This window comes from Rhizobium sp. 18065 (assembly GCF_902706095.1).
GTDB lineage: Bacteria > Pseudomonadota > Alphaproteobacteria > Rhizobiales > Rhizobiaceae > Allorhizobium.
In genome coordinates this window covers 310,164-331,038 of sequence record NZ_CACSJP010000004.1, presented here as the reverse complement: position 1 = coordinate 331,038, position 20,875 = coordinate 310,164, and the positions used below count along the sequence as shown (strand labels likewise).

Annotated in this window: 21 protein-coding genes; 7 read left to right on the top strand and 14 right to left on the bottom strand. The window is 60.3% G+C overall.

The features are described from left to right. The first annotated feature begins 195 nt into the window (after positions 1-195). Complete coding sequence (locus GVK95_RS12795) at positions 196-2,037, top strand: HAMP domain-containing methyl-accepting chemotaxis protein (protein WP_159950139.1); 1,842 nt, start codon at positions 196-198, stop codon at positions 2,035-2,037. 84 nt (positions 2,038-2,121) lie between these two features. On the opposite strand, the gene GVK95_RS12790 is transcribed toward GVK95_RS12795, so the two are convergent. The 4 genes from GVK95_RS12790 to odc2 all read right to left on the bottom strand — a co-directional run bounded on the left by GVK95_RS12790 (position 2,122) and on the right by odc2 (position 5,879). Continuing rightward, the gene (locus tag GVK95_RS12790) at positions 2,122-2,760 is read right to left on the bottom strand and encodes an outer membrane protein (protein ID WP_159950137.1); all 639 of its coding nucleotides are present in this window, start codon (positions 2,758-2,760) and stop codon (positions 2,122-2,124) included. A 313-nt stretch (positions 2,761-3,073) separates the two neighbouring features. Continuing rightward, the gene (locus GVK95_RS12785) at positions 3,074-3,772 is read right to left on the bottom strand and encodes an OmpW family protein (protein ID WP_159950135.1); all 699 of its coding nucleotides are present in this window, start codon (positions 3,770-3,772) and stop codon (positions 3,074-3,076) included. A 296-nt stretch (positions 3,773-4,068) separates the two neighbouring features. Next, positions 4,069-4,665 (bottom strand): N-acetyltransferase, encoded by a 597-nt coding sequence (locus tag GVK95_RS12780; protein WP_159950133.1) that lies wholly within the window; start codon positions 4,663-4,665, stop codon positions 4,069-4,071. A gap of 80 nt (positions 4,666-4,745) precedes the next feature. Next, the gene (odc2, locus tag GVK95_RS12775) at positions 4,746-5,879 is read right to left on the bottom strand and encodes an ornithine/lysine decarboxylase (protein ID WP_113142203.1); all 1,134 of its coding nucleotides are present in this window, start codon (positions 5,877-5,879) and stop codon (positions 4,746-4,748) included. A gap of 559 nt (positions 5,880-6,438) precedes the next feature. Here odc2 and GVK95_RS12770 point away from each other — a divergent pair. From GVK95_RS12770 to GVK95_RS12760, 3 genes are all read left to right on the top strand, one after another. After that, on the top strand, positions 6,439-7,332 hold the full coding sequence (locus tag GVK95_RS12770; RefSeq protein WP_159950131.1) for a LysR family transcriptional regulator: 894 nt from the start codon (positions 6,439-6,441) through the stop codon (positions 7,330-7,332). A gap of 116 nt (positions 7,333-7,448) precedes the next feature. Beyond that, entirely contained in the window at positions 7,449-8,093 is a 645-nt protein-coding gene (locus GVK95_RS12765) for a DUF1007 family protein (RefSeq protein WP_159950308.1), read from the top strand. After that, positions 8,087-9,214, top strand: a complete 1,128-nt coding sequence (locus GVK95_RS12760; RefSeq protein ID WP_159950129.1) for a nickel/cobalt transporter — start codon at positions 8,087-8,089, stop codon at positions 9,212-9,214. The genes GVK95_RS12765 and GVK95_RS12760 overlap by 7 nt, the downstream gene beginning before the upstream one ends. Before the next feature lie 3 nt (positions 9,215-9,217). Here GVK95_RS12760 and GVK95_RS12755 read toward each other — a convergent pair whose 3' ends face one another. The 4 genes from GVK95_RS12755 to GVK95_RS12740 form a co-directional block, all read right to left on the bottom strand. After that, a complete protein-coding gene (locus GVK95_RS12755) occupies positions 9,218-9,439 on the bottom strand; it encodes a hypothetical protein (RefSeq protein WP_159950127.1) in 222 nt (73 codons plus the stop codon). Next, positions 9,436-10,161: a GNAT family protein gene (locus GVK95_RS12750; protein ID WP_159950125.1), complete on the bottom strand. Its 726-nt coding sequence runs from the start codon at positions 10,159-10,161 to the stop codon at positions 9,436-9,438. Before GVK95_RS12750 ends, GVK95_RS12755 begins: the two co-directional genes overlap by 4 nt. A gap of 89 nt (positions 10,162-10,250) precedes the next feature. Then, the gene (locus GVK95_RS12745) at positions 10,251-10,949 is read right to left on the bottom strand and encodes a tellurite resistance TerB family protein (RefSeq protein WP_159950123.1); all 699 of its coding nucleotides are present in this window, start codon (positions 10,947-10,949) and stop codon (positions 10,251-10,253) included. Positions 10,950-11,063: 114 nt separating this feature from the next. Continuing rightward, a complete protein-coding gene (locus tag GVK95_RS12740; RefSeq protein ID WP_159950121.1) occupies positions 11,064-11,702 on the bottom strand; it encodes a 2-dehydro-3-deoxy-phosphogluconate aldolase in 639 nt (212 codons plus the stop codon). A gap of 156 nt (positions 11,703-11,858) precedes the next feature. On the opposite strand from GVK95_RS12740, the gene GVK95_RS12735 reads away from it, so the two are divergent. From GVK95_RS12735 to GVK95_RS12725, 3 genes are all read left to right on the top strand, one after another. Next, positions 11,859-12,347 (top strand): CYTH domain-containing protein, encoded by a 489-nt coding sequence (locus GVK95_RS12735; RefSeq protein WP_159950119.1) that lies wholly within the window; start codon positions 11,859-11,861, stop codon positions 12,345-12,347. After that, a complete protein-coding gene (locus GVK95_RS12730) occupies positions 12,331-13,242 on the top strand; it encodes a CHAD domain-containing protein (protein WP_159950117.1) in 912 nt (303 codons plus the stop codon). Before GVK95_RS12735 ends, GVK95_RS12730 begins: the two co-directional genes overlap by 17 nt. A 123-nt stretch (positions 13,243-13,365) precedes the next feature. After that, positions 13,366-14,310, top strand: coding sequence for a rhodanese-related sulfurtransferase (locus GVK95_RS12725; protein WP_159950115.1), 945 nt, complete (start codon positions 13,366-13,368; stop codon positions 14,308-14,310). 57 nt (positions 14,311-14,367) lie between these two features. Here the strand turns inward: GVK95_RS12725 and GVK95_RS12720 are convergent, their stop codons facing one another. The 6 genes from GVK95_RS12720 to GVK95_RS12695 all read right to left on the bottom strand — a co-directional run bounded on the left by GVK95_RS12720 (position 14,368) and on the right by GVK95_RS12695 (position 20,743). Next, entirely contained in the window at positions 14,368-14,706 is a 339-nt protein-coding gene (locus GVK95_RS12720) for a hypothetical protein (RefSeq protein WP_159950113.1), read from the bottom strand. Between the two features lie 52 nt (positions 14,707-14,758). Next, positions 14,759-16,999, bottom strand: coding sequence for an EAL domain-containing protein (locus GVK95_RS12715; RefSeq protein ID WP_159950111.1), 2,241 nt, complete (start codon positions 16,997-16,999; stop codon positions 14,759-14,761). Between the two features lie 182 nt (positions 17,000-17,181). After that, positions 17,182-17,961, bottom strand: coding sequence for a MetQ/NlpA family ABC transporter substrate-binding protein (locus GVK95_RS12710; RefSeq protein WP_159950109.1), 780 nt, complete (start codon positions 17,959-17,961; stop codon positions 17,182-17,184). Positions 17,962-18,002: 41 nt separating this feature from the next. Next, positions 18,003-18,671 (bottom strand): methionine ABC transporter permease, encoded by a 669-nt coding sequence (locus GVK95_RS12705; RefSeq protein ID WP_159950107.1) that lies wholly within the window; start codon positions 18,669-18,671, stop codon positions 18,003-18,005. Further along, positions 18,661-19,701 (bottom strand): methionine ABC transporter ATP-binding protein, encoded by a 1,041-nt coding sequence (locus GVK95_RS12700; RefSeq protein ID WP_200844279.1) that lies wholly within the window; start codon positions 19,699-19,701, stop codon positions 18,661-18,663. Before GVK95_RS12700 ends, GVK95_RS12705 begins: the two co-directional genes overlap by 11 nt. Before the next feature lie 403 nt (positions 19,702-20,104). Further along, a complete protein-coding gene (locus GVK95_RS12695) occupies positions 20,105-20,743 on the bottom strand; it encodes an NAD(P)H-dependent oxidoreductase (RefSeq protein ID WP_159950103.1) in 639 nt (212 codons plus the stop codon). Positions 20,744-20,875: the final 132 nt, after the last annotated feature.

The following is a 20,875-nucleotide window of genomic DNA, read 5'->3' as shown; positions in this document are numbered from 1 at the left end:
GGTTACCTTAACCGTGCGGTAGTAATTTCACCCACATTTGTGGGGGGCGAGCGAGAGATATAAGCCGCGCCTCGCCACCTTGGGATTGTCGTCCCTCTCTTTTTGTCCAAATTCATTGAAACCCAGCCGGGTCAACGGCGAAGCCATATGTGCTTGCGCCCTCAACCAGGCGTGCCTCCTGAACGGAAAGCTCGCATGCGTCTCAACTTATCCTTCGTCGTGACCGCGGCAGGGCTGGCTCTTGCCGCCGGTATCATTTCCGTCGCGGCCATCGGCGCCCAAACCATTCAAACCCTCAAGATCAACGGCCCGATCTATCGCGAGATTGTCGATGGCAAGGACCTGATCGCAGACATCCTGCCGCCGCCGCTTTACCTGATCGAGAGTTATGCGCTGGCCAATGAGACGGTGCTGCATCCCGATACTGCCGCCGTCAACATTCCCCGTTTTCAACTGCTGCATCAGCAGTATGAGGACCGCCGCCAATACTGGAAGACCGCTACGCTGACCGAGGACCTGAGCAAACAGCTCTACAGCGAAGTTCTGGCCCGCGGCGACCTGTTCTGGAAGACCCTGGAAGGTCTCTACCTGCCTGCACTCCAAACCGCAGATCCCGCAACCGTCACCGCTGCATTGCTGCAACTGAAGCAGGAGTTCCACAGCCATGAAGTCGCGGTCAACGATCTGGTGGCGATGGCCAACACCTACCTGCAGGGTCGCGAACAATTTGCCGCGGCGGAATCGGCCTTCCGTGAACGGCTGGCACTCGGTCTTGGCCTGCTGCTGATCACCACGGCCCTTGGCTCGGTGTTCTTCATCCGCCGCCGCGCCCTCAACCCCCTTGCCCAGATCACCGAATACATGACCCGGATGGCGGAAGGCGACCTCGCGCGTATCGCTCCTTACGCTTCCCGCCAGGACGAAATAGGGCACATCGCGGCGGCGGTCGAAATCTTTCGCCAGTCCGGACTTGAAAATCGCCGCCTTCAGGCGGACGCCGAAGCGGCCCGAGCCGAAGTCGACCGCGAACGCGCAACCAGAGACCAGAACCGGGTCATCGAAGCTGAAGCCCTGCGGTTTGTCATCGAGGCACTTGGTGCCGGTCTGCACCGCCTGGCAGACTGCAATATCCGGATGAGCCTTGATGATCCGTTCGATACGCGTTTCGAGCCGTTGAGAGCGGACTTCAACAAGTCGATCGCAACATTCCAGGAAACCCTTGAACGGGTCCTCGACGAAACAGGCCGACTGCTCGAAAACGGCAACGAAATGCGCGAGGCCTCCAGCAACCTTGCCAAGCGCACCGAGCAGCAGGCCACGGCGCTGGAAGAAACCTCAGCCGCCCTGGAAGAGGTAACTGCGACGGTTCGTTCGTCTGCCGATCGCACACATGACACGCGCGAACTGGTCAAGGAGGCGAATACCTGTGCGCTTGCCTCCGGCGACGTCGTGCGCAATGCAGTGATCGCCATGCAGCGCATCGAGAGCGCGTCGACGGAAATCAGCACGATCATCGGCGTGATTGACGAGATCGCCTTCCAGACCAATCTGCTGGCCCTCAATGCAGGCGTTGAAGCGGCCCGCGCAGGCGAGGCCGGCAAGGGCTTTGCAGTGGTCGCCCAAGAGGTTCGTGAACTTGCCCAGCGCTCGGCCAACGCCGCCCGCGACATCAAGGGCTTGATCCAGAAATCCAGTGTCGAGGTTGCCTCAGGCGTCACTCTTGTCGGAGAGACGGGCACGGCGCTCACCCAGATTGGTGATTTCGTCAGCCGCATCGACTCCAATGTCGATGCCATTGCAACGGCTGCCCGTGAACAGGCACTCGGCCTGCAGGAAATCAGCACAGCGATCAACAGCATTGATCAGATGACCCAGAAAAATGCGGCCATGGTCGAGGAAACCACCGCCATCAGCCACACATTGACCGAAGGCGCCGAGGAACTGACCAGCCTTGTCGGACGGTTCCAGCTTGATCGTCAGTCGGCCAAGAGGCCTCCCGGTATTGCGCAGCGTCATCGGTCCACAATCGCCGCCTGACCTTTCCAGACTACACAGCGAAAACAAGTCCGCCCGCCCCTGTCTCCAGGGGCGGGCGGTGAAACAACAAGGATACAGTGATCCTTAGAACTTGACGGCCAGGCCGATATTGACGACGTGCTGGTCGAAGTCGGTATCAACGCCAAGGACTTCCTTGTCGCTGAAGTCGTTGTAACGATATTCCAGCCGGGTGAAGACGCGATCCGTGAGAGCATAGTCAACACCAGCGCCGACGGTCCAGCCGTGCAGCGTCGTGCTTTCGTCGATACCGGAACCTTCAACCTTGAAGTTGGTCGCCGTGTAACCGCCAGCCGTATAGAGCAGGACGCGGTCCATGGCATAACCAAGACGGGCGCGAACCGAGCCGTTCAGACCGGTACCAACTTCGCCGACGCCGTAGTCGTTCTGGTTCCAGTCGTAGTTCAGGTCGCCTTCGAGACCGACGATCGCGTTGGAACCGAAGCCCCAGTTGTAACCGGCGAATGCGCCGAGACGTGCGCCGTCGAAATCATCGTTGGCAGCCGTGGTGCCGTCAAAGAAGTCGCCATCGCCCCAACCGTAGCCGGTGAGGATACCGGCATAGCCACCAGTCCAGGAGAACTGCGGAGCAGTCTCCACGGCTACGGGCGGTTCAGCCGGTGCTTCGTACACGGCGTCTGCCGCGAAGACCGAGCTCGAAATTGCGATTGCCGCGACGGAACCGATGAGAATGCTTTTGATCATGTGTTTCACTCCTAGTGTGATGCAGATGCCAATATAACGCGGATCTCAGCTTTTTGGTGTGTTGATTATACAACATAATCAGGCTTTCAAAAAGATGCCTTTTGTTCCCGCTTCTGCAAAATTTATTCCTCAGTGAATTCAATGATATAAAAGTAATGTCTAACATTTGTACGCGCCGGACTGTCGCAAAAAACGTCTCAGCGCACGCTCTTTTGCTGAATTTCCTAGCTTTTTCTGCCACAAAGTCGCCGCAAATGGACGGGGCGGCCATTGGCAAATGACCGCCCCTCATTCTGCAGATTTCCCGCTGATGCTAGAAGCGGTATGTGACGCCGGCGCCGATCAGCCAGGGATCGAGCTTGGCTTTACCCGTATAGGTAGTACCGCCGATTGTCGTTTCGAACTCGGGCCGCAGAAACAGCTTCTTGGCATCGAAATTGAGACCCCAATGGTCGTTCAGCATATAGTCGAAACCAACCTGCAGAGCTGTGCCGAACGTGTCCTTCACATCGAGGTCGGATGCTGCGGAACCCGACTGATTGTAGAAGACGGTATAGTTGATACCGGCGCCGACATAGGGCTTGAAGGCACCGAAATCGGTGAAGTGATATTGCATGGTCAACGTCGGCGGCAGAACCCATGTCTTGCCGATCTTGCCGAGACCGGCGATGGCATCCTCGCCATACACATTGGCGGAGGTCGTGCCGAGGATCAGTTCGGCAGCGAAATTGTCGGTGAAATAGTAACTGATATCGAGTTCAGGAATAACGCTGTCGCTATAGGACAGGCCCGAACCGCTGATCTGGTCGACCGAGCCGCTGTCATTGGTGATCACGCCCAGACCGCGCACGCGGACCTGCCATGGGCTGAGCGCCTCAAGTGTTTCGCCCTGCGTTTCAGGCACCGGTTCCTGCAGCGGCGCGAGATCCGCCGCCGTCGCCGCTGAACCGAACAGCAGAAGGGTGGCAGTGGCGGCGAGCGCAGTTCTGCGCGCAGTCCGATCGATCGTCATAGGTTTCTCCTTGATCAACAATATGGCTAAGCCGGAGCCACGTAATCGCTGTTCAAAGGTCGATGGGTTGAGTTAGATCAATAGGTTAGCGAGACCGAAAATACCACGACCATCCTGATCGGGCTTGTGGCGCAATCGCCACAGCCAGCCTTGATGATTGGCAAGCCTGGACATGACGTAGCATTCAGGCGAACCACCTTCGGAGCGTGGCATCGCTGCACGGCCGCAAAATCAAAAGGCCCGGCACGCGTGAGTCGCGCGCCGGGCCATCTTCGATAAAGACGAGTACGGAACCGTCAGGCCGCCTTGCGCTGCTCCGTCGGGTGCGACAGCGCCCGGCCGCAAGCGACCACCATGCCGGCAGCGCCCTCCAGCCATCCGGCAACCAGTTCAATCGCCAGAAACCGCTCGCGCGCAAACGGGCCTGGCATCACCAGATGCTGGGTCCTCTCGGCAAAGAAGCCGAAGCGCTCATAATAGGATGCATCGCCGACAAGAAGCACCGCCCCGTGGCCGCGCTTGCGGGCTTCCAACAGGCTGGCCCGCATCAGCGCCGCGCCGATACCCTTGCCCTCGTGGGCAGGATCGACGGCAAGCGGGCCGAGAAGCAACGCCTGGATCACCTGGCCTTCACGGCTCACGCCCGCCTCGATATTCCACAGGCGCACCGTGCCGATCACATGACCATCCCGATCACGCGCGACCAGCGCCAGGCCTTCGGCCGGCAGGCGACCGCGCCGGATCTTCTCCGATGATTTCGTGCGACGATCGGCACCCATGGCCAGATCAAGCAGGTTTTCGCGCGCCACGACATCCGCGGGCGTTTCATTATCGATGACAAAGGCAGGTGCCTGCGCAAAAAATGCGCGCACACTCGTCAGAACAGCGGCCATGTCGGCCTCCCGAACCAAGAAGATTAGCGGAAATTGTGTATTTGCCGCGCCGGCATCCCGGCGCGGACGTCGCAGACGTCTTAGATGACGTAGGACTTCAGCGGTTCGAACCCGTTGAACGCCACCGCCGAATAGGTGGTGGTGTACGCGCCCGTGCCTTCGATCAGAACATCGTCACCGATCGAAAGTGAGATCGGCAGCGGATACATGTTCTTCTCATACATCACGTCGGCGCTGTCGCAGGTCGGCCCGGCCAGAACGCAGGGCTCCATCTCGTCGGCGTCATGCGCGGTGCGGATCGGGTAGCGGATCGCTTCGTCCATGGTCTCGGCCAGACCGCCGAACTTGCCGATGTCGAGGAAGACCCAGCGATGTTCGTCATTGTCCGACTTCTTCGAGATCAGAACAACTTCCGCCTTGATCACGCCGGCATTGCCAACCATGCCGCGACCCGGCTCGATAATGGTCTGCGGGATGTTGTTGCCGAAATGCTTCTTCAGCGACGCGCCGATCGCCTGGCCATAAGCTTCTGCCGACGGGATGTCGCGCAGGTACTTGGTCGGGAAACCACCACCCATGTTTACCATCTTCAGAACGATGCCCTGCTTGGCCAGCGAGTTGAACACGCGCTTGGCGTCTGCGAGAGCGCCGTCCCAGGCATCGACCTTGGTCATCTGCGAACCGACATGGAAGGACACGCCGAAGCTCTCCAGGCCCAGCTGATGCGCATAGACCAGAACATCGACGGCCATCTGCGGCACGCAACCGAACTTGCGCGACAGCGGCCATTCGGCGCCTTCGCCATCGGTGAGCACGCGGCAGAACACACGGGCGCCAGGGGCTGCACGGGAAAGCTTTTCGACTTCCTCATGGCTGTCGACCGCATAGAGGTTGACGCCGAGCGCGAAGGCACGTGCAATGTCGCGCTCCTTCTTGATCGTGTTGCCGAACGAGATCCGGTCAGCCGATGCACCGGCATCGAGCGCCATCTGGATTTCAGCAACCGAAGCGCAGTCGAAGTTCGAGCCAAGCGAGGCGAGCAGCGACAGGATTTCCGGCGACGGATTTGCCTTCACGGCATAATAGATAGCACTGTCCGGCAGGGCGTGACGGAAGGCGCCGAAATTATCGCGCACGACGTCGAGATCAACCACGAGGCAGGGACCTTCGGGACGTCGGGTGTTGATGAAGTCGAGGATGCGGGCAGTGGTCATCGTTGTATTCCCTACAGTTCCAAGCTTCGGATAAATCCGAAGGACAAAGGGCATACGAGAATACACGACGGCATCAGTCGGTGGAGACACCGATACCGTGCATACGCTCGACGCGCGAATTGTGAATCAACGCTCCGCCAAGAACATTGATCCGGCTTTGTCTGCCATGGATTGGAGGGAGAACCCGACCGCACTTCCGGCAATGATGGTGTGCCTCTTCAGAATCCCCGGCTGATGGAAAGCCGGGAGAGAACAAAAAGGCCCGCACCGTCGTTGCTTCGTATGTCCTCGCATTTTCCGGTTGGCCGGAATAGCGACTGGAGGGGTTAGTTCCAGGTACCTTACCGATGACCTCACCTTAGGGATAAATCCCATTTCGAGGGTCGGCGGACACACACGGGCACGTGCGACTTTGGGCTGAACGGGAGATAAGAAACCCCGACGTCATAATCAAGCGGTTTTTCATCCCGGGCCCCATTTTTAGTCAAAACACCGATATTTATTGAACAATCAGCCCCATGCGTTCACAATCCGGCTAAATTTGAGGGGATTTGGCATCATGGACACGCTGACGCGCATTCGCGCCTTTATCGATGTGGTTGAAGCGGAAGGCTTTTCCGCTGCGGCACGCAAGACCGGCCGGTCCAAGGCTTTGCTGTCCAAATATGTCCGCGAACTCGAAGATGAACTCGGCGCGCTGCTGCTGAACCGCACCACTCGACAGTTTTCGATGACCGAGGCCGGCCACACCTACTATCGCACGGCTGCCGATATCCTCAAGGAAATCGATAACTTGGCCGACCTTGTGCGCGAGAATAATGCCGACCTGAAGGGCAAGCTGAAGGTCACGCTGCCCCGAACCTTCATCGATGCGGAGATCGGGCAATCGCTGATCGATTTCGCCAAGGAAAACCCGGATCTCTCCCTGGAGATCGTCGCGGAAGACCGATTCGTCGATTTGATCGAAGAGGGATTCGATCTGGGCATCCGCATCACTAAGCTGGATGATTCGGCCATGATCGCCCGCAAGATCTCGGATTTTCGCGTCTATGCCTGCGCCACGCCCGAATTTGTCGCAAAGCATGCTCCGCTCGTCCACCCGTCGGAATTGTCGCGCATCCCCTTTTTGATCGATACCAACAGCCGCTCGCATAACAGCCTGCGCTTCATCGAAACCGATGGCAGCACGCTTACGGTCAATGTCAGCGGTCCGCTCGAGGTCAACAGCCCACAGGCGACACTGAGGGCGGCGCGTGCCGGTCTGGGCGTGGCGATGATCCCGGACTTTATCGCCCGTCCTTATATAGTCTCGGGCGAACTGGTGTCGCTGTTCGATGACTACATCGCCAAGGACCGCGGCATCTATGCCGTCTACCCGCATCGCCGCTACCTGCCGGCCAAGGTCCGTGCCTTCGTCGATTATCTGCACGCCTGGTTCAAGCGCAACGGCTGACCCTAACGCATTGGAATAAGGCGGAGGGACCGTAGTCCCACTTCCGTCCCAATCGTCAGACAGAAAACGGCATTGAAAGCGGGCGCGGAAAAGGGGCAGGAAAGGGAATGGACGCAATGAGGAAACGCCTCGGATTATGCACGGGCTTGCTGGCGCTGATATCGGCGGCCCCTGCCCTGTCGCATCCGCATGTCTTTGCCGAGGCCAGACTGGAAATCATCGCCAACGATGACGGAACGGTCAAGGAACTGCGCAATGTCTGGCGCTTCGACGATGTCTTTTCCTCCAGCGTCCTGATGGATTTCGACACCAACAGCGACCTGAAGCTCGACCACTCCGAACTGACCGAAATCGCCAACACGATCCGCGAGTCGCTCGCCGACTATGGCTATTTCACCTTTATCAGCAAGGACGGCGCAAACAGCCCGGTCTCGAAGCCGGAAGTCTTCAACGTCGATTTTAAGGATAACCAGCTTCTCGTGTTCTTCGTCGCCAAACCCGCCCAACCCTTGAAGATCGGCGGAAAGATGAGCTTCGGCGTCCATGATCCGACCCTGTATACCGCGATCGATTTTGCCAAGGACGAAGACATCCTCGTCGAAGGCAAGGGCTTCGCCGGTTGCAAGCACACGGTCGTGCGCCCGGATGCAGACGAGGTGCTGGCCCAGAACCAGAGTACGCTGACGGATGCCTTCTTCAATGATCCGGCTGGCACCGACATGGCCAAGCTGTTTGCCACGCGGATGGAAGTGACATGCTGAGCAGGGTCGAGGCAAAACGCCTGACAGCGTTTGCGCTGCTTGCAACCGCGCTGGTGCTGGCGACAGGCTATGCCCATGCCGCGTCCCCTCTCGGTGTGGGAACGGCCGAACCCTCGTTCCAGCCAAGCGGTCCCTTCGCCGGATGGCTCGTCTGGATCAACACCCACCAGCAGGCCTTCTACCGCGCCCTGACCGGCTCATTGAAGGCGATGCGCGACGATCCATGGCAATTGACCGGCCTCGTCGGCCTGTCGTTTGCCTATGGTATTTTCCATGCCGCAGGTCCCGGCCATGGCAAGGCGGTGATCTCCTCCTATCTGCTCGCCAACGAAGTGGAGTTGCGCCGCGGCATCGCGATCTCGTTTGCCTCGGCCTTCCTGCAGGCGGCCGTCGCGATCGCCGTCGTGGCCCTCGCCTATCTCGCCCTGCGCGGCACGACGATCAGCATGACCGACGCCACCCAGGCACTGGAGATCGGCAGTTATGTCATGATCATCCTGTTCGGCAGCTGGCTGCTGGTCCGCAAGTTGAGGACCATGCTACGACAGGCGAGCCCCCTGTCCGCAAGCGTCAGCGCCAGCCTGTTCGATAGCCCGGTTGCCGCGACCGGCATCGAGAGTGGCGCCACAGCCAGCCTCTTTGCGCCGGCATCAAGCAATACACCGCGTGCCAAGGCAAGTCCGTCACGCTTCCAGGCGCAAGCGATCGCCCATGATCATGACGCCCTCGCACCGGGTTCGGTCTGCGTCGAATGTGGCATTGCCCATGTTCCCGATCCGAAAATGCTATCAGGCCAGCGCTTCGACCTGCGTGCCGCCTGGGCTGCCATCATTGCCGTCGGCCTGCGCCCCTGTTCGGGCGCCCTGCTGGTCATGACATTCGCGCTTTTGAACGGGCTTTATCTCGGCGGTGTTTTATCCGTACTCGCCATGGCGCTCGGCACCGCGATCACCGTTTCGATCCTTGCAAGCCTGGCCGTCGGCGCAAAGGCGATGGCGATCCGCCTCTCCGGACCACAATCGTCCAAGGCACATTATATCTCGGCCGCCATCGAGATCGGCGGCGCGCTTGTGGTCATCCTGTTGGGAGCCATACTCCTGGCTGCGGCCCTGCAGCCTTAGCCTTCAGTCTTTTGTCGGATGGTTGCGCTGGTAGCGGGCGCGAAGCCAGAGCACCAGGAAGAAGGACATGATGCCGACTGTACCGACAACCGCGGCCAGCGCCGGTGAATAGTTGCCGATCCACAGAACGATGGTCGGCAAGCCGAGAAGCACGGCACCGAAACCAAGCAAGACCAGGGCAGCAGCAATGGCTGTAGAGCGGTCGTTGTTCTTCGCCTCGCTCATGCCGGCACTCCCTGGCTGGTCTGGCCTTGGCCAATCTGGCCCTGGCTGATCTGGTTGCGAATGTCTTCAAGCCGGCGGATCTGCTGGCCGGCATCATCAAAGTTTTCCGGCGAAAGCCAGGCCTCGAACCCTGCCTTCACCAGCGGCCATTCGCCGTCGATGATCGAGAACCAAGCGGTATCGCGATTCTGGCCTTTCGACAGCATGTGCTGGCGGAAAATGCCTTCGAAGGTAAAGCCGTAACGCACCGCCGTCGTCTTGCTCGGCTGGTTTTCGTTGTGGCATTTCCACTCGTAGCGACGATATCCGAGATCGTCGAAGACATGCCGCGCCATCAGATAATGCACTTCGGTTGCAATCGGCGTGCGGCTCATCGCCGGACCATGCGCCACACCACCGACTTCGACCACGCCATTGGCCGGATCGGCGCGCATGTAGTTTGCCATGCCGACGATCTGGCCGCTCTTCTTGTCGCGAAACACTAGGGTTACCCAGCCGCCCTTGGTCTGTACGCCGGTCAGCCAGGCATCGAAATCCTCGATGCCGGCAAAATCGGGCTGAGTGAAATAGGTGAGCAGCGGATTGATCGCCATGCCACCAAGCCCGTCCCACAGCGCCTTCAGATGCTGCTCGCGGTCATAGGACTCAAGCGTGACGAAGCGGCCCTCAAGCCGGACACCCTGGGGTGCCGGGCACCCTTTGAACGTGGAAAGATCGCGCATGCTCGCCTCTCATTGGTCGATCGCCAACGCTTAGGCCAGCCGCCCGTCAAAGGCAACCGGCCAGCATGTTGCGTTCACCGCTGGAGCGGTCAGGCCTGGACCTTGGCCGCCGAAACAGTTGCCTCGATGTGATCGACCAGCGCATCGGCCAAGCCGAGACGACCGGCCAGCATGTCGAGATAGCCGCGCTCGGCCCGCGTGTCCGGGTCGATCGCCAGGCGCGAGGCAGTATAGAGTTCGACCTTCTGCTCCTCGGTGCGGGCGGCGGAAACCATGGCGTCGAGATCGGTCGGATTGGCAAGCTCGGTGCGAATGAAGGCTTCGGCCTCCGAACCGATACCGGACAGTTGAACCTTGTCCATGATCCGGCTGCGTTCGCTGTCGTCGATATGGCCATCAGCCTTGGCGGCAGCGATCATCGCGCGCACCAGCGCAAGGGCAAAGTCCTCGCTCTGGATGGCAGCATCAGGGCTGAAGGGTGAGTCGGACGGCGGCGGCAGAAGCTCCGGCAGCGACTGGGTCGGCTCGGGCGCCTGACCGGCCTGGTAATTCTTGTAGGCCTGATAGCCGAGGCCCGCGATCACCGCGAGACCACCGAGCTTGACCGCACTACCGGCCAGATTGCGACCGGTCTTTGAGCCAAGCAGCACGGCAGCGATCGCGCCAGTGGCCAGCGGATTGGACTTGGCAAGCCCGACAACATCGCCGGCGCCTTTCCTCACGCTTCCATTGGTTCCGGGCATCTGCGAGCCCAGAAATTGATCCAGCAGCTTCTTTGCATCAAACATGGCGGTCTCCTTTGGCCGTCTATCGAGACCGGTAGATAAGGAGCCGATGATCAGATTACAAAGACGGTTCAAAGAAATATGCCGGACCTGCCGGTCCGGCAAAGAGGAAAAGGCTCAACCTCTCAGCGCAAAGGCCTCGGCCGCGAGCTTGGTGATGCCGGCCCAGTCGCCCGCAGCGACCAGTTCCTTCGGCGCAACCCACGACCCACCGACGCAGACGACGTTCGGCAGCGACAGATAGTCCTTGGCATTCTTCAGCGAAATGCCGCCGGTCGGGCAAAACAGGGTGCCGGCAAGCGGCGAAGACAGCGACTTGAGGTAGGCGGCGCCACCAGCCTGCTCGGCGGGGAAGAATTTCAGAACCTGATAGCCCTCTTCACGCAGCGCCATGACTTCCGACGCCGTGGCGGCACCCGGCAGCAGCGGAATATCGGATGCGCGGGCAGCGTCCAGCAGTTCCTGCGTGGTGCCCGGGCTGACGATGAACTTTGAGCCGGCAGCGACGGCCGCCTCGAAATGCTTGGCATTGAGGATCGTTCCGGCACCGACGACAGCACCCTCGACTTCGGCGGCCACGCGGCGGACGGCTTCAAGCGCAGCATCCGTGCGCAGCGTGATCTCGATCGCCTTCAGACCACCGGCAACCAGTGCTCTGGCGAGCGGCACGGCGGTATCCGCATCGTCGATGATCAGCACAGGAACGACCGGCTGAAGCTTCAGGGTGGAGAGCAGTTTTGCGGTTTTATCGCCCATGATCGGAGGCCTCTTAAAACGATTAGATTTCCTGTTTCAGTACCGCGCAGCCGCCTCGATGTCGAGACAAATGCGCGCGCGGACGCTTTACCGGTTGCCAACCTGACGACTTGCGCTAGGTTACGCCCGTCGGCGTCTTTTCGGAGCATGAGTACCATGGCCAAGGAAATTGAGCGCAAGTTTCTGGTTCGCAACGACAATTGGCGGCAGAATGTCGCCTCCCAGACCAGTCTGCGTCAGGCCTACCTGGCTGTGGATACGGATCGTTCCGTACGGGTCCGCACCAGCGACAACCTTTCGGCCAAGCTGACGATCAAGTTCGGCAGCGGCACGATAACCCGCGATGAATTCGAATATGCGATCCCGCATGACGATGCGCTGGAAATGATCGAGTTTGCCCAGGGCAACGTCATCGAAAAAACCCGCTACACCGTCGACTATCATGGCTTCACCTGGGAGATCGACGTCTTCGAGGGCGCCTATCGCGGACTGGTGATTGCCGAGGTCGAAATGCAGTCGGAAACCGACCAGCCACGCCAGCCGGAATGGATCGGCCGCGAGGTGACCGGCGACCGGCGCTATTCGAACCAGGCGCTTGCCACCGAGCGGCTTGTGCCGGAGCGTGTGCATGCCATATCGCATTAGACCTGACGGCGATTTCGCATCCGAGGTCCGTCAGGTCGCAAGCGCGCAATTGCAGCGCGCCATCACCAGCCTTGAGCATCAGCCGGATGGCCTGCACGAAGCGATCCATGATGCGCGCAAGAAGTTCAAGCGCCTGCGCAATCTGCTGCGGCTGGTGGCGGTCGAGGACAAGCAGACCCGAAAAACCGAGAATGCCCGGCTGCGCGACACCGCTCGTTCGCTGTCGACCGTACGCGACGCGACCGCTCTGATCGAAAGCATGGCCTATTTGGCAGGTCATGCCTTGAACAGCGACGAGAAGGCGACCGTCGCCCTCGCCCATCAGGCCTTGACCGAACGGCGCGACATGCTGGCCTCAGAGGAAGGCGACCTGACGGACAAGGTTTCCGCCGCAATTTTGCAATGCCGCGCATCCGTTACCGCATTCTCCAGCCTCGAACTGCCGTCCAAGCCGCGCCCGACTGCAAGGCTGCTGGCCAAGGGCTGGAAGAAGGCGCTTGGCAAAGGCCACGCGGCGCTGGCGACTTGCCGGGAGGAAGGCCATGGCGAAGCCTTTCATGATCTGCGCAAGGCAGTGCAGGGCTACTGGATGAACCTCCTGCTGCTCCGCGAACTCTGGCCTTCCGCGTTTGCCGCAAAGCGCCATCTTGCCAAGGAACTGGTCGACATCCTCGGCCACGAACACGACCTGACCCTGCTGATCGACCAGCTCGACCACCACCCCGATCTGCTGGGCAGCGGCGAAGCCTGTTCGCATCTGCTCGCCATGATCATCCGCCAGCAGCAGCAACTGCGCCAGCTTGGGCTCGAGCGGGCCAGGAAAGTCTTCGCCGAAGCACCCGGAACGGAAGCCGCTATCGTCGCGACACTCTGGCTCGAAGCGACGACCGGATAGGCCACCGATGCCACGTTGTGGCATGAAAGCGGTGGCCGCCGTCTCCAATTGACGAATTTCAAACTTCGGTCCGATTGCGGAAATCCGTTGCACGGCAGGGCTCAAGGAGGTATTTCGCCTGCCATGACAGACAATCTCCAAGCCCCTCGCCACGAAGAGGGCGGTGCGTTTTGCGTGGCCGCTCTTTATCATTTTGCCAAGTTCGACCGGTTCGAGACATTTCGCGAACCGCTGGAGACCCTATGCAAGACTCATGGCGTCAAGGGCACGCTGCTGCTGGCTCATGAAGGCATCAACGGCACAATCGCTGGCACCGATGCGGCGATCGCCACGGTCCTGGCATTCCTGCGCGCCCAGCCGGAATTTGCGCGTCTGGAGCACAAGGAAAGCCGCGCGTCGAAAATGCCCTTCGTGCGCATGAAGGTGAAGCTGAAAAAAGAAATCGTCACCATGGGCGTCGAGAACATCGATCCCAACCAGATCGTCGGCACCTATGTCGACGCAAAGGACTGGAACGCACTGATCTCCGATCCGGACACGATCGTCATCGACACCCGCAACGATTACGAGACGGCGATCGGCATCTTTCGTGGCGCCATGGACCCGAACACCAAGACCTTCCGCGAGTTTCCCGACTGGGTGCGCAACAATCCCGGCCTGCACAACAAGCCGAAGATCGCCATGTACTGCACCGGCGGCATCCGCTGCGAGAAGGCGACAGCCTTCATGAAGCAGGAGGGCTTCGAGGACGTCTATCACCTCAAGGGCGGCATCCTGAAATATCTCGAGCAAGTGCCGGAAGAAACCAGCCTCTGGGATGGCGCCTGCTTCGTCTTCGACGAGCGCGTCTCCGTCACCCATGGCCTGAAGGAAGGCGACCACAAGCTCTGCCACGCCTGCCGCAATCCGATCACCGCCGAAGAGATAACCTCCGCCCACTATGAGGAAGGCGTCTCCTGCAGCCAGTGCTACGACAGCCGCACCGAGGACGATCGCAACCGTTTCCGCCAGCGCCAGCTGCAGATCAATCTGGCGAAGAAGCGCGGCGAAAGACATATCGGCGAGTGACCCGCTGCTTGCAGAAGACCGATGCAGCAAAGCACCGGTCGAATTGCGAGCGCCCGATCAGTTGCCCTTGTGCTGCGCCTTCACATTGTCGATCTCGTACATCAGCGCCTTGAACGCGATGACGGCCTTGTCGTTCGACAGGTTGCGGTCCGGCACCAGACCCTCGAGCGTGTCGATGACCAGGCGCAAGGCATCCTCGACCCGGCCGAGCTGCTTGCCGTAGCTTGCAACACCGCTCAGGATATCCTTTTCCACCGCGGGATTGGTCGAGGGCCCAAGATCGATGCTGAAATTGAAAAGTCCGACCTGGCCGCCCTGGCTCGGGCTGAACACCCAGGTCCAGGGATTGATCGTTTGGGTGACATCACCCGAAAGCGGAAGCTGCAGACGTCCCATGCCATTCCCTCCGACAACCAAAGAGAGAAGAGTGACAGCAATCGGATGAAACTCAAGCCTGGTTGCGTTTTTCGGCGTGGGCGTAGAATGCCTGCTCGGCCGCCCGCGCCCGAGGCTCCATCGACTTGTGTCGCAGGATTTCGATATCGTCGGCGCTGCACGGCCTGCCGAACAGATAGCCCTGCAGCTCGTCGCAGCCTGCAAGCCGCAACATCACCGCCTGCTGTTCCGTCTCCACGCCTTCGGCCGTGACCGGAATATCGAGCGAACGAGCAAGCGCCACGGTCGCCTGCAGGGTCTCGACGGCGCGGTGGCCCTCCTCCAGCGCCAGAACCATCGACCTGTCGATCTTCATCCGGTCGAAGCCGAACTGCCGGAGATAACCGACGCTGGAAAAGCCTGCCCCGAAGTCGTCAAGCGCAATGCGCAAACCGATCTGCCGGAGCCGCTCCAGTGCAGCCCGCGCCCGCTCGGGACTTTGAATGAAATAGCTTTCTGTCATCTCCAGCACGGTCCGCGACGGCTCGATGCCGGTCTCCTTGAAGACCGCCTGAACACGCGCGACAAATGCCGGATCACGGAACTGGCCCGGCGACACATTGACCGACAGCCGCAGGTCCGGCCAGCTACGCAATTGCTCCAGCGCCTGGCGCAACACGGACATGCCGAGCTGGTCGATCAGACCGCTGGCTTCTGCAATCGGGATAAACACATCGGGCGACACCGGCCCATGTCCGCGTCGATGCCAGCGTGCCAGCGCCTCGACGCTGACCAGTTCGAAGTGCTGGGAACTGACGACCGGCTGATAGACCACGGTAATTTCGCCGCGCTGGATGGCTTCCCTCAAGTCGAGTTCCAGCTGGTTGCGGCTCTCCCGCTCCTCGTCCATCGCCGGGTCATAGACCGTCCAGCGGCCGCGACCGCCTTCCTTTGACGAATACATCGCCATGTCGGCGCGACGAATGATCTCCTCGCCGTCGACACTGCCGGCGGGCGAAGCGCTGAGCCCGATGCTGCAGCCGATCACCACCACCCGCTCGCCAACAGTCAGCGGTTCGCCGAAGAACTGCAGGATGGCGTCGCTGAGCGCGATCGCCCGCGCCTCGACGTCGGCGCCGGAAAGGGCGATGGCAAACTCGTCTCCACCGACGCGGGCGAGCAAGGCGTCTTCGCCGACCAGCATCTGCAGACCGGCCGCAACGCCGCGGATGAGCCGGTCGCCGGTGCCATGCCCATAGGCGTCATTGACTTCCTTGAAGCCGTCGAGATCGAGATAGAGCAACACGACATCCTCGCCGCTTGCCCTGGCATCTTCGACATTTTGCGCCAGCGCCGAGAACAGGCCCTCACGATTGGCGAGCCCGCTCAGCCTGTCCGTCCGTGACAGCTTGATCGCCGCAGCCTCGTCACCGCGCATCCGCCGCACCTCCTTGGTGCCCACGACGAACAGCATCACGCAATAGAATCCGATCAGGACCACGGCGCTGGTCACAAGCCAACGCACCTGCGCCCGGCTGATATCGCCCGGCGCACGCAGATCCCAACCAAGGGCACCCAGCGTCGCTTGTGTCGGCGACAGGATGTCCACCCGATGGGAAATAGCCGGATCGACCTCGTTCAGCGCCAGCCCCGGCAAAACATAGGCCTGACCGATCCGCTTGACCGTATCGGCATTGAGATGGCGCATGAAAATGAGATAGGCGCGCTGGTCAGCGTCCACCGTGACGTCACCGGATTTTGGCCGGATCAGGGCGACACCTGCCACCCCGACGCCCTTGGCCGTCTTGGTAAACCCGAGCGCCTGCGGCATCTCGCCGTCGGGCATCGTCTGGACTTGCTCCAGCAGCCCCGCAACGTCGGATGTCAGATATTCGGTCAGGGGACCGACAATCGACGCACCGTCCGAATAGGCCATGCTGGCAACACCCTGCGCGTCGAGCAGGATGGCCACATCAAACAGGTCGCTTTCGAATGTCATGTCGCCGAAGTTACGGACGACCCAGTCGGCATCGCGTCGCACATAGATGTAGTCGGCGGCATCGTCCCAGGCTGCATAGTCGTTCAGCGTCGCCCCGAGCTGATGTTTGAAGGTTTCTATCGCGCCGACAAGTGTCTCGCGGGACCGTTCCTCGTCTAGGTGGTTGGCATAGCTTGCCACGCGATCGAGCGCTGTCAGCACGATGCTGGTGACGATCACAGCGAGCGCTGCAAAGACAATCAGCATGAATGTCACCGCAAAGCGGCGATCCATCTGGGCACGAAGCCCCCGAATATCAAATGCAGGAAGTCGCATATGTGAACCTTGGCATAAAGATCCACCCTGCGCACAATGTGTTCAATTTAGCTTAACACACTGACAGGCAATGAAAATATCGTTGTTTTAAATTCTTCTTATTCACAGCCTCAAACCTTCCCGGGGTTGCCCGGAAAGGTTGTCTTTTGTCCGACACGGAATGTCATCCGCGCGGCAGGCGATTACCAGGCCGGGATGACGGCGCCCTTGAACTCTTCCTGGATGAAGGCCTTCACGGCATCGCTGTGATAGGATTCGATCAGCGTCTTGACCCAGGCTGCATCCTTGTCGGCCGCCTTCACGGCGATGACGTTGATGTAGGGTGCCTTTTCGCTTTCGCGCGCGATCGGGTCCGTGCCGGGATTGAGGCCCGCTTCGAGCGCGTAATTGGTGTTGATCACCGAAGCGTCGACATCATCGAGAGCACGCGGGAGTTGAGCCGCATCCAGTTCGGCAAAGGTAAGGTTCTTCGGATTTTCGATCACGTCAGCAGGGCCGATCTTCAACCCGGCGCCATCCTTGAACTTGATCAGGCCCTGATCGGCCAGCACCAGCAGCGCACGACCGCCATTGGTCGGATCATTCGGGATCGCAACGGTGGCGCCGTCGGCCAGCTCCGTCAGGCTCTTTATCTTCTTGGAATAGACACCCATCGGGAAGTTAACCGACTGCGCAACACTGACAAGGTCAAAACCGCGATCGGCGACCTGGTTGTCGAGATAGGGCTGATGCTGGAACGAGTTGGCATTGAGATCGCCATCCGTCAGCGCCTGGTTCGGCACGACATAATCAGAGAACTCGAGGATTTCGATGTCGAGGCCCTTGGTCGCGGCAACTTCCTTGACCTTTTCCATGATCTGGGCGTGCGGACCCGGCGTAACGCCGACCTTGATGCTCTCAGCCAGAGCAGTACCGGCAGAGAACAGAGCGGCGAGCGAGGCCGCGAGAATGAGCTTTTTCATGGAATGTCTCCTTGTGTTTTCTGTTTATGACTTGGGAAGGATCAGTTTTTCCGGCTTCGTTTGTCGAAGCGCCGGGCCAGCACATCGCCGGCGCTCTGCACCGCCTGCACCAGCACGATGAGAACCACGACGACGGCCAGCATCACGTCCGGCATGAAGCGCTGGTATCCGTAGCGGATGCCGAGATCGCCGAGACCGCCGCCACCGACAGCGCCGACCATGGCGGAATAACCGACAAGACTGACCGCAGTCATCGTCAGGGCGAGCACGATACCGGGCTTTGCCTCGGCCAGCAGCACCTTGGTGACGATCTGCAGCGGTGTCGCCCCCATGGCGCGTGCCGCCTCGATCAACCCCTTGTCGACCTCGCGAATGGCTGCCTCGATCAACCGGGCAACAAACGGAATGGTCGCGATCGTCAGCGGCACGATGGCGGCCGACGTGCCGATCGATGTGCCGGTGATGAACCGGGTGAAGGGAATGATCGCCACCACGAGAATGATGAAAGGCGTCGAGCGCGCGGCATTCACCACAAGGCCGACGACGCGATTGACGGACGGTGCGGCAAACAGTTCGCCGCGACCGCTTGTCGCGAGAAACACACCAAACGGCAGGCCGATCAGCGTGCCTATGACGCCGGCCACAGCCACCATCTGCAGCGTCTGCAAAAGGGCTTTCAGCAAAAGAGTGAACAGCATTTCAGGCGCCATAGCCGAGCACCTCCGCAGTAAGGCCGGTTTCGGCATAAAAACGGTCGGCACGCGCAACCACATCGGGCGCGGCGGCATAGGACACCACCAGCGAACCATAGGGTTCGCCGGCGATCTCATCGATCGTGCCGGTGATGATGTTGACGTCCGAGCCAAGCTCGCTCATCAGCCGCGAGACCAGCGGCTGTTCGGCGGTGGCGCCAAAGAAATTCAGCCGCACGAACAGGCGGTCGCCCGCGCCGGCAACAGGCTTCAGCCGGCGCGCGATGGCTTCGGGCAGCTTGGTGCCGGCAAGGCCGGACAACAGCGCGCGCGTGGTCTCATGGCTCGGACGGGTGAACACATCGAAAGTGCGCCCCTCCTCGACGATCAGCCCCTTGTCGATCACAGCCACACGCGAAGCGATGGCCTTGACCACCTCCATCTCGTGGGTGATCAGCAATACCGTCAGGCCGAGATCGCGATTGATGGTCTTCAGCAGATCGAGGATCGACTGGGTGGTTTCCGGATCAAGCGCCGAGGTCGCCTCGTCCGACAAAAGGAGCGATGGCTCGGTCGCAAGCGCCCGGGCGATGCCGACGCGCTGCTTCTGGCCGCCGGACAACTCGGCGGGATAACGTCCAGCCTTGTCCGATAGCCCGACCAGATCCATCAGCGGCCCGACCTTGGCCTGGATCGACTTGCGGTCATGGCCGGCAATTTCCAGCGGCAAGGCAATATTGTCGGCGACGGTGCGCGAGGACAAAAGGTTGAAATGTTGGAAGATCATGCCGACGGAACGGCGCAAGCCGCGAAGGCCGGCATCATCCAGACCGCCGACATCGACGCCATCGACAAGAACCTTGCCTGCGCTGGGTGTCTCGAGCCCGTTGACCAGCCGGATCAGCGTCGATTTTCCGGCACCGGAGCGGCCGATAATCCCGGTGATCGCGCCTTTCGGAACCGTATAGTCGACCCCGGCAAGGGCGGTGAAACCGGCCTGGCCGTTGCTGCCGCCGAAATGTTTGGTCACGCCGTCGAAGGCGACCATCGCCCGCTGATCAACGCGGCTCTGGGCAAAGGCACTCGTCATCGCAGCGCTCCCTGCGCGGAAGGCGTCGAAAGTCCGGATAGGGTCATGAAAAGTCTCTTCGGTAGCTGGCCGGATGGCCATGGATCGGGGGTTCTCGCGGTCTTACCCGGAGCAACACATTCGGCACATGAGACGCCGCCTTACCATTCCGATCCCCGTCTTTCAAATTTGCACAACGCGTTTTGCACCGCATTGGAGAAAACTGATCTGCTTATTGCATCGGCCAGAGACAAAACCGAGCAAATGCATTCCGATTTTGGCCCGTCGACGGATAAATCTATCCAAACCGCGTCCACACCGGACGTGGGCGACGTGTCGCAGGTCCAACCTGCGACACGTCAACAATGTCAGACGAAACGCGTCAGGCGACAACGGATACGAACTGATCCTTCGGGCGGCGCACCTTCTTCAGGTTGACCAGCCAGTCGCCTTCATCCGCACGGTAGCCGAGCGGCAGGATGGTCACCGAACGCAGGCCCTTTTCGCGAAGTCCGAGGATCTCGTCGAGCTTGGCGGCATCGAAACCCTCCATCGGGGTCGCATCGACGCCTTCGAAGGCGGCAGCGGCAACCGACATGCCGAAACCGATATAGGCCTGGCGGGCAGCATGCTCGAAGTTTACCGCCGGATCCCGACCCGGATACAGGTTGAGGATCATCTGCCGGTAACTCTCCCAGCCTTCGTTCTTGAAACCGCGCTCGTCATTGACGAGATCGAACATGCCGTTGATGCGATCGGTGGTGTAATTGTCCCAGGCGGCGAAGACGAGCAGATGTGAGCCTTCGGTAATCTGCGACTGGTTCCAGCCGATTTCCTGGATCCTGGCCCGGACCTCGGGATTGGTCACGACGATGACCTCGAACGGCTGCAACCCGCTCGACGTCGGCGCGAGACGGGCGGCCTCGACGATACGCTCGACCTTGTCTTCGGCAACCACCTTGGACGGGTCCATCTTCTTGGTGGCATAACGCCAGTTCAGCTTTTCGATCAGTGCGGACATATGTGTCTCTTCCTGGTTCGACCAGCGACCGTGCAGCCATCAGGAGGGATTGGCCAAAACGGCAATGCTGGTATAGATTAGTGACCAAGCCTACATAGATAACCGACGCGGATGTGCAAGAAGGCACATTCT

Excerpts from the sequence above, each read along its gene's own strand:
- GVK95_RS12715 (WP_159950111.1), bottom strand. The coding sequence starts at position 16,999 with ATGCGACTTCCTGCATTTGATATTCGGGGGCTTCGTGCCCAGATGGAT.
- GVK95_RS12730 (WP_159950117.1), top strand. The coding sequence starts at position 12,331 with ATGCCATATCGCATTAGACCTGACGGCGATTTCGCATCCGAGGTCCGT.
- GVK95_RS12695 (WP_159950103.1), bottom strand. The coding sequence starts at position 20,743 with ATGTCCGCACTGATCGAAAAGCTGAACTGGCGTTATGCCACCAAGAAG.
- GVK95_RS12770 (WP_159950131.1), top strand. The coding sequence starts at position 6,439 with ATGGACACGCTGACGCGCATTCGCGCCTTTATCGATGTGGTTGAAGCG.
- GVK95_RS12720 (WP_159950113.1), bottom strand. The coding sequence starts at position 14,706 with ATGGGACGTCTGCAGCTTCCGCTTTCGGGTGATGTCACCCAAACGATC.
- GVK95_RS12780 (WP_159950133.1), bottom strand. The coding sequence starts at position 4,665 with ATGGCCGCTGTTCTGACGAGTGTGCGCGCATTTTTTGCGCAGGCACCT.
- GVK95_RS12760 (WP_159950129.1), top strand. The coding sequence starts at position 8,087 with ATGCTGAGCAGGGTCGAGGCAAAACGCCTGACAGCGTTTGCGCTGCTT.
- GVK95_RS12740 (WP_159950121.1), bottom strand. The coding sequence starts at position 11,702 with ATGGGCGATAAAACCGCAAAACTGCTCTCCACCCTGAAGCTTCAGCCG.
- GVK95_RS12705 (WP_159950107.1), bottom strand. The coding sequence starts at position 18,671 with ATGGCGCCTGAAATGCTGTTCACTCTTTTGCTGAAAGCCCTTTTGCAG.
- GVK95_RS12700 (WP_200844279.1), bottom strand. The coding sequence starts at position 19,701 with ATGGTCGCCTTCGACGGCGTGACCAAACATTTCGGCGGCAGCAACGGC.
- GVK95_RS12725 (WP_159950115.1), top strand. The coding sequence starts at position 13,366 with ATGACAGACAATCTCCAAGCCCCTCGCCACGAAGAGGGCGGTGCGTTT.
- GVK95_RS12795 (WP_159950139.1), top strand. The coding sequence starts at position 196 with ATGCGTCTCAACTTATCCTTCGTCGTGACCGCGGCAGGGCTGGCTCTT.
- GVK95_RS12750 (WP_159950125.1), bottom strand. The coding sequence starts at position 10,161 with ATGCGCGATCTTTCCACGTTCAAAGGGTGCCCGGCACCCCAGGGTGTC.
- GVK95_RS12745 (WP_159950123.1), bottom strand. The coding sequence starts at position 10,949 with ATGTTTGATGCAAAGAAGCTGCTGGATCAATTTCTGGGCTCGCAGATG.
- odc2 (WP_113142203.1), bottom strand. The coding sequence starts at position 5,879 with ATGACCACTGCCCGCATCCTCGACTTCATCAACACCCGACGTCCCGAA.
- GVK95_RS12785 (WP_159950135.1), bottom strand. The coding sequence starts at position 3,772 with ATGACGATCGATCGGACTGCGCGCAGAACTGCGCTCGCCGCCACTGCC.
- GVK95_RS12790 (WP_159950137.1), bottom strand. The coding sequence starts at position 2,760 with ATGATCAAAAGCATTCTCATCGGTTCCGTCGCGGCAATCGCAATTTCG.
- GVK95_RS12765 (WP_159950308.1), top strand. The coding sequence starts at position 7,449 with ATGAGGAAACGCCTCGGATTATGCACGGGCTTGCTGGCGCTGATATCG.
- GVK95_RS12710 (WP_159950109.1), bottom strand. The coding sequence starts at position 17,961 with ATGAAAAAGCTCATTCTCGCGGCCTCGCTCGCCGCTCTGTTCTCTGCC.
- GVK95_RS12755 (WP_159950127.1), bottom strand. The coding sequence starts at position 9,439 with ATGAGCGAGGCGAAGAACAACGACCGCTCTACAGCCATTGCTGCTGCC.
- GVK95_RS12735 (WP_159950119.1), top strand. The coding sequence starts at position 11,859 with ATGGCCAAGGAAATTGAGCGCAAGTTTCTGGTTCGCAACGACAATTGG.